The following is a 16,471-nucleotide window of genomic DNA, read 5'->3' as shown; positions in this document are numbered from 1 at the left end:
AAGTATGCCGATGGATATTCAACACGCGTTTGCAGAAAAAGGCGTGGAGGTTATTACTATTCCGATGAATCGCACGGTTTTCCAGCCATATAAAAGCCTGGAGCATGAGTATGATTGGATTTTTTTCACTAGTGTCAATGCCGTAAAATATTTTGATTTTACACAATTGAATCAGCAGGCCAAAATACTTGCAATTGGCAATCAAACGACCAAAACGTTGCAAGAGCTGGGGTACTCTGTTGATTTTCAACCTAAAGAAGGCTTTTCTGAAGGATTAGTAGAGGAATGGCTTCGCCTAGTCGGAGCGAAACAGCGTGTTTTTTGGCCCCATTCATTTCATGCTCGGCGCGTGATCTACAATGCCTTGGTTCGACAAGAGCATGTTGTTTTGGAACAGGTCATTTACAAGAATGAATTTTTCCCAGAAGATCAAGTACGGTTGAAAAAGCTGATAATGAATGAAACTATTGATTATGTATTGTTTGCTAGTCCTTCAGCCTGGACTTCTTTTAGTAAAACAATTAGAACGTTTAAGCAGTTGCCCGAAAATTTTTGGTCGCAGTTAACGATTGCCGCTATCGGCCCCGTTACAGCTAGAGTGATAGAAAAAGAACAGCATGTGGCTATCCAACCAGATATTTATGATATGCCGCATTTGTATGAATGCTTATTGAGAAGAATTGACCAAGAGAATGTCAGTTCTCTGTAATAATTACACCACTTTTGAGTTGAATTTTTATGAGAGGAATTAGCTGATTAACAGACACTTTTGATTAAGCTAACTTTTTCTTCAAAGAATAAGGAGTGATCGGCCTGTGAGTTTGATAAAAGAATACCGAGATCTTTCCATTTTACCTATTTCGAAGGGAAAATCGCTCGTAATCGCTTGTGATTCTAGTGCGGGTATTGGAAAAAAGGAACACGATGCCGTTGAAATTGATCCCGCAATAACAGCCGCTTTTTGTTTGCGTGTTCCCCTAATGGAATTATTATGTTATGGAGCAGAACCGATTGCTGTGATTGATTTGATCGGTAATGAATATGCTCCTACTGGAGAACGAATGTTAAAAGGGATAAGGGAAGAATTGGCTAGAGCTGAACTTTCTAATATCACCCTCAATGGCAGTACAGAGGAAAACATGTTTACTAAAACTACTAGTGTTGGAATCACAGTTGTGGCGGAAACTAAGGCGGGAAAAGAAAATTTTCAGATGCAGCAAGCCTGCAGTCTCCTGCAATTAGGACAGCCTTATGTTGGAGAACAGGTTGTGAAAAATCGGGAAACAATTTTTTCCTATCCTTTGGTAAAGGCCCTAAGATCAGAGCCTGGAGTTATAGATATGTTGCCCGTTGGTTCGAAAGGTATTCGTTATGAAGCAGAATTAATGGCGAAGGACTCTGAGTTCCAGATTCATTTTTCAGAGGTAGAAAATCTAGATTGTTCAGCGGGACCGGCAACAGTTATTCTAATAGCAGTTAAATCAGAACAAGAAGCCGATATTACATCTCGTTATTCCGAGTTGAAAAAAATCGGTGAATATAAAAAGAGGTGACAAAGTTTGGGAGAAATTACATTAGTTACTGGCGGAGCACGCAGCGGCAAATCAGCTTTTGCAGAGAGCTTATTGGATACAGAGGCAAAAATTAATTATATTGCAACGAATTGCTCGGCTCAAGATCCTGAAATGGCTAACCGAATATCTCTCCATCAACAGCGACGTCCTAAAAATTGGCAAACCACCGAAACGTATTTAGTTGTCTCCGACGTAATCGAACAAGCACAAGTGTCAGCGCATTTATTGGATTGCGCGACTATGCTATCGACTAATTATTTTTTTGACTTAATGAAAGAACGATTTGGTGAGGACTTCACAATAATTGACGAAGAAATCCTTAAGCTAACTCAAAAAGAGAAGGCTGCAATTGAAGCCGATATTCTCAATGAATGGAAAAAAATTCTTACAGCAGCGCGGAATAGTCAGACGGGTTTGGTTGTCGTGACAAACGAGGTGGGACTAGGAATTGTTCCCGAAAATGCTTTTTCCCGTTGGTTTAGAGATGTATTAGGTCATGTAAACCAATCTTTAGGAAAGGAAGCGGATGCGGTATTTTTCGTGATCGCCGGTATCCCTATGAAGATAAAATGATTGATAGTCTAATTTTGTATTTTCAATTCTTTACGCGAATACCGATTCCGATTGCGGTTGATGAACCTGAAGAAAAAATGCGTTCAGGCGTTCGTTTTTTTTCGCTGTTTGGATTAATGATTGGCTTTTTAGAGGCTGTTGTTTATTGGCCTTTACAATATTTATTCAGTCCCAGCATCGCTTGGGTTATGATATTGTTTCTTGATGTGATGTTGACTGGCGGCTTTCATTTAGATGCATTATCGGATATGGCTGACGGCCTGTTTTCTTCTCGTGACAAAGATCGTATGCTGGAAATCATGAAGGACAGCCGCGTTGGTAGTAATGGCGTTTTGGCTATCGTCTTTTATTATCTACTTTTAGTTTTTAGCTTTTTAGTGTTGCTCCCCAATCTCAATATTCGATTGCAGGCGACCATTGTTTTATTATTGAATCTTGTAGGGAAAAATGGCATCAGTCTTTTGTTTTATCAGATGCAGTATTCTGGTAATAATTCTCAAGGATTAGGTACTACCTTTTTGAATGTAAAAAAGCAAAATATCTTAATTTGTCAATTGTTTTCTTTTTTTGTGTTGTTCATTTTTTTAGGTAGAGTAGGGATTGTATGCTTTATTGTCAATCTTTTAATTGTTTGGCTTTATCGCAAATTAGTTATGAACAAGGTTAATGGTCTTAATGGCGATACTTTAGGCGCCTGTTCGCCTATCTCACAAGTAGTATTTTTATTGACTTTAATTCTAATGCGAGGTTTTTTATGAAAATCATTTTGATTCGTCATGGAGAAACAGAATATAATCGAAGACACTTATTTTATGGAAAGACGGATATCTCCTTGAACGACACCGGGGTTCAACAGGCTTATTTCTTGAATGAAAAATTAGCGGGAATGAGGCTTGAGGTACCCATTTATACGAGTAGTTTGAAACGAACGATCAAAACAGCAGAATTGATCTTTCCAGACCAAAAAAAAATTTCCTTAAACGAACTAGATGAAAAAGATTTTGGTTTGTGGGAAGGGTTAAGTGCGGATCAAATCAACGAAAGATTTCCAGAAGAATGGGAAAAATGGTTGATTTCTCCCTTTGAGGTAACACCAGCAAATGCGGAAGAATTTTCGGATTTTCAGCAACGTGTTTTAGCTTGTTTGGAAGTGATGCTTCAAAAAAAGCAAGATTTTGTAATTGTTGGACATCTCGGCGTACTACGAGTCATTTTGAAAGACTGGTTTCCGGAATATGAATTTTGGGAAATCGCATTGGATCAAGGAAACTATACGCTGATTGAAGTTGGAGAGTCAACAACGAAGGTGATTGAGTGGAATAAGTAACTGTTATTCTTATAAATAGAATGAGCTGCTTTCTTAGCTATTAATTTGACTAAAATAACTACGTGACGATTGACCGTGTATCATATTACGGTTTTTTTGTCGTTGCTCTTTCATTTGAAGATCATTAATAAATTGTAATAAAAAGAGTTTATAAAAAAATCATAAAAAGTTGATGCTAGTGATGAAGACGAATAGTTTTAGTATAAACTGAACAGGTAGTTTAGAGAATTTATTTTTATATTTTATGAATCAATCAGCAGGCTTGATAATTATAATTTTTTTATTTTTAAAGTGAGGATTTCGAATGAAAGTTTTTAAGCGCTTGATCTTAATTATTTTAGGAATACTGTTAGTTTTTGAATGTTACTTAATTTTTTCATTTTTACAGGGTTATGAATCGACAAAAAATGCTCAATCGAAGCAAACGATCCCTTTTAATGGAGAAGAAGCTCCAGATCAGAATGATTTGAACATTTTGATTATTGGTACTGATTCTCGGGGAGAAGATCGAGGTCGATCAGATTCCCTAATGGTTGCTCATTATGATCAGAAAAGAAAACAACCCAAGTTAATTTCAATTATGCGCGATAGCTATGTTGATATTCCTGGTTATGGGAAGGATAAAATCAATGCGGCGTATTCATATGGTGGCATTGAGCTGGTCCGAAAAACATTAAAAGAAAACTTTGATCTCCCAATTGAATATTATGTAACAATCGATTTCGACCATTTTAAAGAAGCTATTGATAATCTGTTTCCAAAAGGTGTGACCATTGATGCGGAAAAGGATCTAGATTTAGATCAAGTATTTATTAAAGCGGGCAAACAAAAAATGGACGGCAATACATTGTTGCAGTATTCTCGATTCCGTGAAGATGAGGAGGGCGATTTTGGTCGAATTCGCAGACAACAGCAGGTGCTCTCAGCCATCTCACAGCAAGTCACAAATGTTACTTCATTAAGTAAATTGCCAAAAACAACTGGAAAGCTATTGGGATATGTCGATACAAATTTATCTGAAAGTACGATTTTAAGCGTAGGAAAAGATTTCGCTTTAGGCGATACTAAAAAAATTGAAACCCTTGCTGTACCAATCGATAAAACTTGGGAATTTAATAATGATACGCCAAGTGGAAGTGTTTTAGAACTAGATACTGAAGCAAATGCAAAAGCAATTCAAACGTTTTTAACAGAATAGTCGAATAAAACGTACTATTTTTAAGCCAATGGGATACTCGTTGGCTTTTTCTTGTGTCCTGCCAAAATCGAATAATCATTAATTTTTTTAGACAAATCGATCAATTTGTTTATTAACAAATTTGTATGATTTTAGCTATAATCCCTGTCGAGGGGATGAAATAACTAATGAAAAAATTAGCTTTGATCGTATTATGTAGTGGTTTTTCTACGAGTTTTTTTGGGTTCAACACAGACGCCTTCGCAAGTGTTGCTAATTCAGAAGTTAAGGTAACGAAAGCATCAGAAACTTCCGATAGTACAACCGCTTCTAATGAACTAACAAATAGACAGACAGAAATAGAGGCTGCTTTCAAATTGGCTCAGCAACAATTTGAAACGCGTCAAAAACAGATTGCACAAGATATTGCTGAGGCTCAGAAGTATTCACAGAAACGGCAGGAGGATCTGCATAATGATTTTGCTGTGATTCAAGATCAATTAGATCAGACGCACAATGATTTTCAAAACCATTTTAATGAGGTGAATAATCGCATTCAAACAGATCACTCCACAATTGAAGATCAATGGGCACAGACGCAAAAGCAATTAAACCAAGTGCGAGCGGATTTAAAACAAAAGATTGCTGAAGCTGAAAAATTGCAAGAACAATTAAAGTCAGATCGCTCAACGCTCGATCAAAGCATTTCAAAGGCCAAAAGCAGCGCGCAGAGAGTGAAGGGTCAGTTTACTGAAGGAGCAGAAAATGCAGAGGCAGCTGTTTCAGATGTTCAAAATCGCACAGGCGATATCGAAGGCAGTATCAATCGAATCAAGGCTGTCCTCGATTCAGCGGGGGATGACCTTTCGGCAGATGGAAAAGAGGGAGAAAAAACGCCCACGACCCTGTCTGCAACGTCAAAAAAGACTGATGATCAGCAACAAAATATACAAGTAAAGGAATACCCTAAAACAAATGATCAAGCGAATCCTTCACTTTCGCTAATCGGCTTTGGGATTATTGGGAGTATCTTTTTTTACTACACACGCAAATGTTACAAATAAAAGAGGCTAGACGACCTGAAATAGATTATTCAGGATCATCGAGTCTTTTTTTGAATGTAAAAATTACATTAGGAATGCTCGGTAAAAGCAAGTGTTTGTTTTTAGCAGAGAGATGTATGTTAGAATACGTCTGTTACTACTACTTAGAAAGAGGAACGAGATGACAAAATCTACTTCAGCCTATATTCACATCCCGTTTTGTGAACATATTTGTTACTACTGCGACTTCAACAAAGTTTTTCTTGAAGGTCAGCCTGTAGATGAATATATCGAAGCGTTGTTGAAAGAGGCACGCTTAGCTTTAAGACAAAACCCAGTCGAAAAAATGGAAACACTTTATGTTGGAGGGGGCACCCCAACGTCATTGACTGCAAGTCAGTTAGAACGTTTATTGAGTGGATTGCGAGAAATCCTTCCTTATTATAATGGAGAATTTACAGTCGAAGCGAATCCTGGCGATTTAACTGCTGATAAATTGGATGTAATGAAAAACTATGGAGTCAATCGCTTATCAATGGGTGTTCAAACATTTGATGATCGTTTGCTGAAAAAAATTGGTCGTAAGCATACCGCACAGGATGTGTATGATACGATCCAATTGCTAGAAGAAAAAGATTTTAGCAATGTAACGATCGATTTAATTTATGCATTGCCGGGTCAGTCCCTAGAAAGTTTTCGTGATACGGTAACACGAGCCTTGGCTTTAGATTTACCTCATTACGCACTATATTCATTGATTTTAGAAAATCAAACGATGTTTATGAATTGGGTTAGACGTGGGAAGATGCATCTTCCTGAGCAAGAATTAGAAGCACAGATGTATGCCGAAACGATCGATGCGATGGAAAAAGCTGGGCGTAAACAATATGAGATCAGTAATTTTGCAAAACCTGGGTTCGAAAGTCAACATAACCTAGTTTATTGGAACAATCAAAATTATTTTGGTCTCGGAGCAGGTGCTAGCGGGTACCTTGGAAATCGACGCTATAAAAATCGAGGACCTATCCAGCATTACTTAAAGTCATTGAAAAATGATCAGCTCCCCGTGTTAGAGGAAGAAATCCTTACTCAAAAAGCTCAGATTGAAGAGGAAATGTTTCTGGGCTTAAGAAAAATTTTAGGTGTTGATAAAACCGTTTTTGAAAATCGTTTTGGCTTCAGTATGATGGATGTGTATGGGGATGTGATTGAAAAATTAAAACAGCAAAAGCTGATAACAGAGACGGATTCGGGGGTTTGTTTGACTGAGGAGGGACTATTTCGCGGGAATGATGTTTTTGAAGAATTTTTACTGAGTAACGCCAATTAGCACTCTCATGTGTAGAGTGCTAATTTTTTATATTTTTTCCTTGACTTATATAGAAGTTGTTGGTATATTAATAATCGAGTTAGCACTTAAAAAGAAAGAGTGCTAACTAAAGGATGAGAAGAATGTTAACGGAAAGACAAAAACTGATTCTCAGCTTAATCATCAAAAACTTTACCAATACGGGTCAACCGGTCGGATCAAAAAGTTTGATGGAAGAAGGCGTAAAAGCAAGCTCCGCAACTATCCGCAATGATATGAAGGCGCTAGAGGAATTAGGCATGTTAGAGAAGACTCATTCTTCATCTGGAAGAATTCCTTCAGCTTTAGGCTATCGATATTATGTGGATTATCTATTAACGCCAGCGAAGGTGAGTAATCAAGAAGTAGACCAGATTCGCAGATCGCTTAAGAAAGATATTCATGAGATTGATGATATCATTCAGCAGTCTGCCAAGATACTTTCACAAGTTACTAGCTATACCGCGTTCTCACTTGGCCCTGAAATGAAGGATCGGACATTGACTGGTTTTCGAATTGTTCCATTAAATGATCGTCAGATTTTGGCGATCATCGTCACAGATAAAGGAAATGTTGAGAGTCAAGTTTTTCGCATTCCTGAGAATGTAGACAGTCAGGACTTGGAGAAAATGGTTCGAATTATCAACGATCGTTTAGTAGGCCAACCTTTGGTAAGTGTTTATCAAAAATTGAGAACTGAGATTCCAATGATTTTGCATCGTTACTTCCAGACAACTGAAGGAATCAGTCACTTATTTGACGTGATTTTGAATGATGCTTTTGAGGATAAGGTGTTTGTCAGTGGACGAATGAATATTTTGAATTTTAATCCTGATCAAGATTTTAATCATGTGAAATCAATGTATTCATTGATGCAGAATTCAGATGAGCTGACACAGCTACTGTTGCCTTATGATAGCGATATTCATGTTCGAATTGGCGCGGAGATGGGAAATGATCTGTTTGATCATCTTAGTATGATTCAAGCAAACTATGAAATTCGTGGACATGGCCGCGGAACAATTGCGTTATTAGGACCAACATCGATGCCATATTCAAAGATTTTTGGTCTATTGGAAGTTTTCCGATACGAGTTGACGAACGCATTGGACGATTATTATCGTTCTTTGGGTTTATATCACTAGAAACGATTCCTACAAAGAAAGGGAGTACGCGCAGTGGCAGAAGAAAAGAAACAAGAAGTTGAAGAAGAATTAGAAGAAGTCGAATCAGTTGAAAATGAGTCGACCGAAAAAGAAGCGGAAGATATTGATATTCCAGAAGTTTCAGAAGTCGAAGAACTAACGAATAAGTTTAACGAAATGGAAGACAAATTTTTACGAGCTCGCGCTGAGATCGCAAATATGTCTAACCGCAACAAAAATGAACGTGAACAACTGGTTCGTTACCGTTCACAAGATCTTGGCAAAAAATTACTGCCAGCGATCGACAATTTAGAAAGAGCCCTAGCAACTGAAGTTACTGACGATCAAGGCGCTAGTCTGAAAAAAGGGGTAGAAATGGTTCTTGAAAGCTTGACTGTTGCATTAAAAGAAGAAGGTATCACAGAGATCAAAGCAGAAGGTGAAACGTTCGACCCAAATCTGCATCAAGCAGTACAAACTGTTCCAGCAGAAGATGACGTAAAACCTGACACTATTGTAAATGTGCTGCAAAAAGGGTATCAGCTACATGATCGCGTATTGCGACCAGCAATGGTGATTGTAGCTCAATAAAATGTAAACTACTATATTAAACATATAATGGAAAAGGAGATTTTCAACTATGAGTAAAATTATCGGTATTGACTTAGGTACAACAAACTCTGCTGTCGCTGTCTTAGAAGGCGGAGAAGCTAAAATCATTACTAATCCAGAAGGAAATCGTACAACACCATCCGTTGTCTCATTTAAAAACGGTGAAATTCAAGTTGGTGAAGTAGCAAAACGTCAAGCAGTGACAAATCCACACACAATTTCATCTATTAAACGTCATATGGGTGAAGCTGGTTATAAAGTAGAAGCAGACGGCAAATCATATACACCACAAGAAATCTCTGCAATGGTATTACAATACATTAAAGGTTTTGCAGAAGATTACTTAGGTGAAAAAGTTGAAAAAGCAGTCATCACAGTTCCTGCTTACTTCAATGATTCACAACGTCAAGCAACAAAAGACGCTGGTAAAATTGCTGGTTTAGAAGTTGAACGTATCGTTAATGAACCAACTGCAGCAGCATTAGCATATGGTTTAGATAAAACTGATAAAGATGAAAAAATCTTAGTATTTGACCTTGGTGGTGGTACTTTCGACGTTTCAATCCTTGAACTAGGAGATGGCGTATTCGATGTATTATCTACTGCTGGTGATAACAGTCTTGGTGGGGATGACTTTGATAACAAGATCATCGACTACTTAGTTGCTGACTTTAAACAAGCAAACGGAATTGATCTTTCTAAAGATAAAATGGCAATGCAACGTTTGAAAGATGCTGCTGAAAAAGCTAAAAAAGACTTATCAGGTGTTAGCTCAACTCAAATCAGCTTACCATTTATCACAGCTGGTGACGCTGGTCCATTGCACTTAGAAACAACTCTTTCTCGTGCGAAATTTGACGAAATCACTGCTGATTTAGTGGAACGTACAAAAGCTCCAGTTCGTCAAGCATTGAAGGATGCTGGATTGTCACAATCTGACGTTGATGAAGTTATTTTAGTCGGTGGTTCTACTCGTATCCCTGCGGTTGTTGAAGCGGTACGCAAAGAAACTGGCAAAGAACCAAACAAATCAGTGAACCCGGATGAAGTAGTAGCAATGGGTGCTGCGATCCAAGGTGGGGTTATCACTGGTGATGTGAAGGATGTCGTATTGCTAGACGTAACACCATTATCATTAGGTATCGAAACAATGGGCGGTGTGTTCACGAAATTAATCGACCGCAATACAACAATCCCAACAAGCAAGTCACAAGTATTCTCAACGGCTGCGGACAACCAACCTGCAGTAGATATCCATGTGTTGCAAGGTGAACGTCCAATGGCTGCGGATAACAAAACTTTAGGTCGTTTCCAATTAACTGATATTCCAGCAGCACCACGTGGAATTCCTCAAATCGAAGTTACGTTCGATATTGATAAAAATGGTATCGTAAATGTTTCTGCGAAAGATTTAGGAACTCAAAAAGAACAAAAAATCACAATCAAATCTTCATCTGGTTTGTCAGACGAAGAAATCGAACGTATGGTGAAAGATGCTGAAGCGAATGCAGATGCCGACAAAGCTCGTAAAGAAGAAGTAGATCTACGTAACGATGTCGATGCTTTATTATTCTCAGTAGATAAAACCTTGAAAGAATTAGAAGGTAAAGTAGACGCTGATGAAGTCAAGAAAGCGGAAGATGCACGTGATGAATTGAAAGCGGCAGTTGAAGCAAATGATATCGAAGAAATGAAAGTGAAACGCGATGCGTTGAACGAAATCGTACAAAACTTAACGGTTAAACTTTACGAACAAGCAGCACAACAACAAGCAGAGGCTGATCCAAACGCAGCTCAAGGCGGCGCGGATGATGTCGTGGATGCTGATTTTGAAGAAGTTAACGATGACGACAAATAATTGATTCGTTACTAAAGGCCAAAGTCATCGCTTTGGTCTTTTTTCTTTCAAGATTGGTGATTCCTTTAGAAAAAATCTAAGAAAAGTATCGTATCGATTTTGAGTGTGATACAATACTAACGATTCTATGAAATTATGGAGGGAAGCCAATGGCTACAAAACGGGATTATTACGAAGTCCTTGGGGTACAAAAAGGTGCTTCGGATGATGAAATAAAAAAGGCATATCGTAAGCTTTCCAAGCAATACCATCCGGATATTAATAAAGAAGCTGATGCTGAAGAAAAGTTTAAGGAAATTTCTGAAGCCTATGAAATCCTAAGTGATCCACAAAAACGAGCTGCTTATGATCAATATGGTCATGCAGGGACTGATCCAAACTTTGGTGCCGGCGGAGCAGGCGGTTTCGGAGGCGCTGGTGGATTTGGTGGAGCAGGCGGATTTGGTTTTGAAGATATTTTTGAATCATTCTTCGGAGGCGGAGGTTCTCGACAAGCCGATCCTAAAGCACCAAGACAAGGCTCTGACTTGCAATATTCGATTAACTTGGAATTTGAAGAAGCTATTTTTGGTGTGGAAAAGGACATTAAATACAATCGTGAAGAAACCTGTCATACATGTAACGGTAATGGTGCAAAACCTGGGACACAACCCGAAGTCTGTCATAAATGTCATGGCTCTGGCTCAATCAATGTGGAACACCAAACACCACTTGGCCGTGTAATGAGTCGTCAAACATGTGATGTTTGTCATGGAACTGGGAAAGAAATTAAGGATCCTTGTCCGACTTGTCATGGCTCAGGTCATGAAAAACGTCCTCATACAGTTAAGGTAAAAGTACCTGCTGGTGTTGAAGATGGACAACAAATGCGATTAGCTGATCAAGGAGAAGCAGGGATCAATGGCGGACCATATGGAGATTTATATGTGGTCTTTAAAGTGAAACAAAGTGATATTTTTGATCGTGATGGTGCAGAAATCTATTACACGTTGCCTCTAAGTTTTGTTCAGGCGGCGTTAGGTGATGAGATTAACATTCCAACTGTTCATGGTGATGTAAAATTGAAGATACCAGCTGGAACACAAACAGGTGCTAAGTTTAGGCTTCGCGGCAAAGGAGCGCCTAGACTTCGTGGCAACACAAATGGCGATCAGCAAGTAACAGTAAAAATCGTCACGCCTAAGAACTTGAATGAGAAACAACGAGAAGCGTTGCGAGCATTTGCAGAAGCTGGCGGCCAAACGGTTAGTGAACAAAAAGAGGAAGGTTTCTTTGGTAAGGTGAAGGATGCCTTTGGCGGAAAGAAATAATTATAGAGACTTAATCAATTCACTGTTGATTGAGTCTCTTTTTTCTTTTACTATTAGTAAGAAGAGAATATGTGTTGAAGGAGGTTCATATGGATAAATTGGACAAGCTATTTGATCGAATGACCAGAGACATGATGCATTACTTTATTGCGGGAGGACTCGCAGAACCGGATGGCCTAATTCGCACAATTGAATTCTTTTTAAGCTTTGTTGACAAAGGGAAACTGAGTAGTAAGCTGTTGGATAAACAAATTGTAGAGGATGCATTGATTCATCATATGCCTAAACATATGCCTCTATTTATTGATGAAAGCTTTTATGCCTATCAAATCCTATTAGACCTTTATAGTGCGTTGTATCATGAAAAAATTATCACAGAGGATGAGTGCAAGGATATGCACTATTTTATTTATCTTAATAAAACGGCCTTTTTGACTCGTATGAGTAATCCGAATTATTGGTCTAAAGCAAAATTATCTATTATGGATGAGTGGCGTGAAGGAAATTTTGAAGTTGAAGACCCCTATAATGTTGGATACTATGACCTTGAAGAAGTACCAAGAAAAAAAGCACCTGACAATATTTTAGCGTTTCCTAAACAGAAGAAAGTTAAAAACCAAATAACAAGTTATTTAGTTAGAGTGGACTTGAAGGGGTTTAAACCACCTATTTGGCGTCGCTTAAAGATTCCGGCTGGCACTACTTATCAGCAGCTTCATCAAATTCTTCAAGTTAGTTTTGGATGGGAAGACAGTCATTTACATAGTTTCTTTGTAGATCGGACTAAAATGATTGGACCGAGCGAACTGGAAATGTCACAGTTTTCTGAAGAGCGACGATTGATTGACGAGGATTTCCAAGAAGGAGCAAAAATTGAATATATCTATGATTTTGGCTGTGATTGGGAGCATCAAATCATTGTAGAAAAAGTACTTTTAAATGAAGCAGTGCAATTTCAGTATGCTGTTTGCGTAAAGGCAAAGGGTGATACTCCATGTGAAGATACGCGCGGAGAAGAAATTTGGAAGCCCTTTGATCTAGCAGAATTAAACGCCAGGCTAGAACAGAAAAGAATCAGGAAATGAGTAAAATCAAAATTAAAAAGAGTCTGGAGTAAATTACTCCAGACTCTTTTGACGTTTTTTAAAAGCGAATATTTATTTACAAAATAATCACTAATATGAAAACAACTAATCTCTAAAGATGAATCGACGAAATCCGTGATATTTCTTTTCAGCTTGAACTGGAGAGTTATCTATAATCAAAAGGGCGATCATGACATAACCAATCCAACTATCACGGGAATAGAGTACGTATTTAGGTAACCACTCATTAGCATATTTATCTTTGTATTCTTTTAGACCACCGAAAGAATAGAAACGGGAGCCGAAATTATAAACTAAATAGGCAATTCGTTCCTGGGTGAAGCTTTTGCGGGAGGTTCCAACATTTGCTAAGGGAGCCATACCTAGATCAAAATATTCGATACCCATCTCGTCTCTCATGTACTGGAATAGGTTAATGAAAAGAAAATCCATCGTGCCGCTTGGAGCTTCTTCAGGACTGTGGCGCATCAAGTCGATCGTGCCGATGCTGTTGGTATAAGTAGGCATGAAATTTGCGAAAGCAACAATCTTTTCATCGCTATTTCTAATCACCGCGATTGGCGCTCGTTGCAAATAATCTTCTGAGAAAAAACCTAAGGAAAAGCCTTTTTCTTTGCGACCTCCCAACCATTCATCTGAGACAGTTTTTAAAGCATAAATGGTTTCAGACGAGAAGGGTGGTGTGATCACGTCAAATTGATACCCTTCCTTAAGAACCTTGTTGAAGCTAGAGCGCTGACCTTTCATTTTCTTTCCGCTTAACGTAAAGTCAGGCAGGTGAACATGGGCTCTTTCACCGAATTTGATAAAATCATAGCCGAACTCGTGAAGAATCATGACCATCTCTTCGCTATTTTCATAAAAAACCGGTAAATAATTGTAGCGATCAACTTCATTAATCAGTGCTTCTGTAGCAGCCTCGAAGTCACTTGCTTTCCCCGAAGGATCGCCCATTACTAAAATTTTATTATTGAAGGTCGATAATTGGAAGAAAACTGTGTCTTCATCACCGTTGTTGTAGTAAAAGACCTTTTTATCCTTTAAAAAAACCAATTGACTGTCAGGATTACCGCCATATGTTGATAAAATGTGTTGGATACGAGACTCATCTAAGGCTTCTCCAATTTGAATTCGTTTATTTTTCAAAAAGCGGATTAATAATAGGATAATGAAAGCAACTATCAGGATAGCGATAAAACCAACGAACCAAATTCTTTCGCTTGGAAACAAGAAAAATTCTGGCAAACGATGACGATGATGAATGTTTGGACTGTTGTAAACACCGATAATAATGTATAGAATTGCTAAACTGCCCATAATTATCCCATCAATCGTCATCCATTCAGCAGAATAAACTAGTTGTTCTCTAAATAACTCATTCTTTGAAAAAATAACAAAAAGCAACAATAGCGCAAGGAATATTCCGGTTGAGAAACGAAATCCTGCTAACAATGAGTATAGAAAAGTTAAGGTTACAATGATGATCGTAGGAATATAAGCTCTCTTCACTCGTGCAGAGGTTCCACGACCGGAAACAATCAATAAAAAGCCTAAAAGAATAGCTGGAAAGACTACAATTACACGGGAATGAATAGGATTCAGCCGTTGCAAGAAAGGCAACCGGATAAATGCTTCAGGAATTGTTGCTGATAAAACCAGCATAATTCCCGTAAAATAAAGTAGAATAACCTCGAACTTGTGTGCCAATTCTTTTAATAGACTAATTGGAATTCCTTTATAACGTGCATTAATCGTTGTACCAAGATTCTTGAAGAAGAAAATCAGGCCGATAGCAAAGGGAATCAGGTAATAGAAAAGTCGAAATAATAAAAGCCACGCGACAACTGTTTCGCGAGGAGTTCCCAGAGCTGAAAGACCGATAATCATCATCAGATCAAAACTGCCGAGTTCACCTGGTATCATCGAAGCAATTCCGATTACTGTCGCAGCAATAAATAACGGAACAACATCGCGAATACTCACATGGATACCCATCAACAAACCAATTGAAATGAAACTGACTAACGTCCCCGTCCACTCGAGAAAGGAGGTCGCGATCAATTCCAAACGATGTGAACTTTTCAGGTCGCCCAGATATTCTCCTTTACCGAAAAGACTTAAACAAAAGACAATTGGAAAATAGAGGCCACCACCAATTAACCAAATCCAGTATTGTCGTAGATATTGATTGTGGTCGTCGAACATAACTAAGAAAAAAGAAAGCAGTGCATAAATTGAAAGTCCTGACATTGTAAAGACTAAAATTTTTGATAATGCTTGAATAACTTTTTTCCCAGATGTTTGTTTGCCATAAAATTCAGAGCGTAATCCCGCACTAACGAAGCCACCAAAGCCAGCAATATTGTTTAGGGTATTAACCAACCAGCTTGTTTCAAAGATGTATAACTTCTTTGGTCTCTGTTCTAAGATGTTATTTAAGGTAAAATCGTAGCCGATCATTGGGATCACAGAAACTAATCCGATTAGTGCCATTAGCAAAATATTCCAGATGCTGATTTCGCTAAAAATAGTTGAAAGCTGATCAAAGGAAATTGTTTTTGCAATATTGGATAACTCGAACAAGACAATAATAATAACTGAAATCAAAAAGATTGTTTTAAATTTACTTAAATGTGTTTTTATCCATCCGATAAGATTTTCCATCGAATCACTCCTCACCAATTAAAAATTGAAGGACTTCTTGATTGAAACGCTTTGGATTTCTACGCGCGAACATATGTCCTTGTCCTGAAACGATTGCAAAACTCGCGTTTGGAATCGAACGAGCAATATACATTGAATGTTGCGTTTTAATTGAATCATGTTTACCCACGATAACCAAAGTAGGAGCCTGTATCTGGTTCAAGTCCTCAGTTGTCAACCCGATATCGCGGAAAAGCAGACGCAGAATGGGTAAGAAATTTCGCATACCTGTATCTACAAACGCCCCGATCCAAACGATCGCGTATTGTACATAACTCAAGAGATGATAAAGCGTTCGAACACCACTAGGAACCGTATTTCCAGCATTCAAAACCAGATGATCCACTTTTTCAGGAAAAAGTCGCGCAAAAACCATTGCCAAATTTGCACCATCACTAAAGCCCAAGAGATCGGCATGATTAAGTCCTTCTTGTTCCATAATGGTTGCGAGATCTTCTGCCATTAAGTGAAAACTTGTTTCCTTTTGCGTATTAGTTGAACGACCATGTCCGCGGCTGTCAACAACATAAACGTTGAAATGTTTGCTGAAACTGTTTAATTGTTTTGAAAAGTATCGACCGCTTCCGCCGTTACCGTGAAGCAAAAAGAGCGCTGGCCCTTTTCCGTATTTTTCGTAATAAATTTCTGAACCATCGCTCATTTGAGCGATTTTTTTTTCATTTTTCACAACATCA

General features: G+C 38.2%; 15 protein-coding genes. 13 read left to right on the top strand and 2 right to left on the bottom strand.

Going from position 1 to position 16,471, the window contains the following annotated elements; all coding sequences use genetic code 11:
• Positions 1-10: 10 nt before the first annotated feature.
• The 13 genes from AUF14_RS07435 (at position 11) to AUF14_RS07375 (ending at position 13,052) form a co-directional block, all read left to right on the top strand.
• Positions 11-709, top strand: coding sequence for a uroporphyrinogen-III synthase (locus AUF14_RS07435; protein WP_225844268.1), 699 nt, complete (start codon positions 11-13; stop codon positions 707-709).
• Between the two features lie 106 nt (positions 710-815).
• A complete protein-coding gene (locus AUF14_RS07430) occupies positions 816-1,553 on the top strand; it encodes an AIR synthase related protein (RefSeq protein WP_016179916.1) in 738 nt (245 codons plus the stop codon).
• Between the two features lie 6 nt (positions 1,554-1,559).
• Positions 1,560-2,147, top strand: a complete 588-nt coding sequence (gene cobU, locus AUF14_RS07425; RefSeq protein WP_049220522.1) for a bifunctional adenosylcobinamide kinase/adenosylcobinamide-phosphate guanylyltransferase — start codon at positions 1,560-1,562, stop codon at positions 2,145-2,147.
• On the top strand, positions 2,144-2,905 hold the full coding sequence (cobS, locus tag AUF14_RS07420; RefSeq protein ID WP_049220520.1) for an adenosylcobinamide-GDP ribazoletransferase: 762 nt from the start codon (positions 2,144-2,146) through the stop codon (positions 2,903-2,905). The genes cobU and cobS overlap by 4 nt, the downstream gene beginning before the upstream one ends.
• Positions 2,902-3,474: a histidine phosphatase family protein gene (locus AUF14_RS07415; protein WP_049220517.1), complete on the top strand. Its 573-nt coding sequence runs from the start codon at positions 2,902-2,904 to the stop codon at positions 3,472-3,474. Before cobS ends, AUF14_RS07415 begins: the two co-directional genes overlap by 4 nt.
• 304 nt (positions 3,475-3,778) lie before the next feature.
• Positions 3,779-4,672, top strand: coding sequence for an LCP family protein (locus tag AUF14_RS07410; RefSeq protein ID WP_049220515.1), 894 nt, complete (start codon positions 3,779-3,781; stop codon positions 4,670-4,672).
• 167 nt (positions 4,673-4,839) lie between these two features.
• On the top strand, positions 4,840-5,715 hold the full coding sequence (locus tag AUF14_RS07405) for an LPXTG cell wall anchor domain-containing protein (RefSeq protein ID WP_102865973.1): 876 nt from the start codon (positions 4,840-4,842) through the stop codon (positions 5,713-5,715).
• A 160-nt stretch (positions 5,716-5,875) separates the two neighbouring features.
• On the top strand, positions 5,876-7,024 hold the full coding sequence (gene hemW, locus AUF14_RS07400) for a radical SAM family heme chaperone HemW (RefSeq protein ID WP_049219940.1): 1,149 nt from the start codon (positions 5,876-5,878) through the stop codon (positions 7,022-7,024).
• Positions 7,025-7,146: 122 nt separating this feature from the next.
• Positions 7,147-8,187: a heat-inducible transcriptional repressor HrcA gene (hrcA, locus tag AUF14_RS07395; protein WP_016179923.1), complete on the top strand. Its 1,041-nt coding sequence runs from the start codon at positions 7,147-7,149 to the stop codon at positions 8,185-8,187.
• Positions 8,188-8,220: 33 nt separating this feature from the next.
• Complete coding sequence (gene grpE / locus AUF14_RS07390; RefSeq protein WP_016179924.1) at positions 8,221-8,778, top strand: nucleotide exchange factor GrpE; 558 nt, start codon at positions 8,221-8,223, stop codon at positions 8,776-8,778.
• 49 nt (positions 8,779-8,827) lie between these two features.
• Positions 8,828-10,657, top strand: coding sequence for a molecular chaperone DnaK (dnaK, locus tag AUF14_RS07385; RefSeq protein ID WP_048718188.1), 1,830 nt, complete (start codon positions 8,828-8,830; stop codon positions 10,655-10,657).
• A gap of 149 nt (positions 10,658-10,806) precedes the next feature.
• Entirely contained in the window at positions 10,807-11,967 is a 1,161-nt protein-coding gene (dnaJ, locus tag AUF14_RS07380; RefSeq protein WP_016179926.1) for a molecular chaperone DnaJ, read from the top strand.
• A gap of 89 nt (positions 11,968-12,056) precedes the next feature.
• Entirely contained in the window at positions 12,057-13,052 is a 996-nt protein-coding gene (locus AUF14_RS07375) for a plasmid pRiA4b ORF-3 family protein (protein ID WP_102865972.1), read from the top strand.
• 105 nt (positions 13,053-13,157) lie between these two features.
• Here the strand turns inward: AUF14_RS07375 and mprF are convergent, their stop codons facing one another.
• Entirely contained in the window at positions 13,158-15,737 is a 2,580-nt protein-coding gene (gene mprF, locus AUF14_RS07370) for a bifunctional lysylphosphatidylglycerol flippase/synthetase MprF (RefSeq protein ID WP_049220434.1), read from the bottom strand.
• 4 nt (positions 15,738-15,741) lie between these two features.
• Positions 15,742-16,464 carry an alpha/beta fold hydrolase gene (locus AUF14_RS07365; RefSeq protein ID WP_049220436.1) on the bottom strand — a complete coding sequence of 241 codons (723 nt, stop codon included), beginning with the start codon at positions 16,462-16,464 and terminating at the stop codon, positions 15,742-15,744.
• Between the last annotated feature and the right edge of the window lie 7 nt (positions 16,465-16,471).

This window comes from Enterococcus avium (assembly GCF_002891025.1).
Taxonomy (GTDB): domain Bacteria; phylum Bacillota; class Bacilli; order Lactobacillales; family Enterococcaceae; genus Enterococcus_A; species Enterococcus_A avium.
This window is presented reverse-complemented; position numbering and strand designations above follow the sequence as displayed.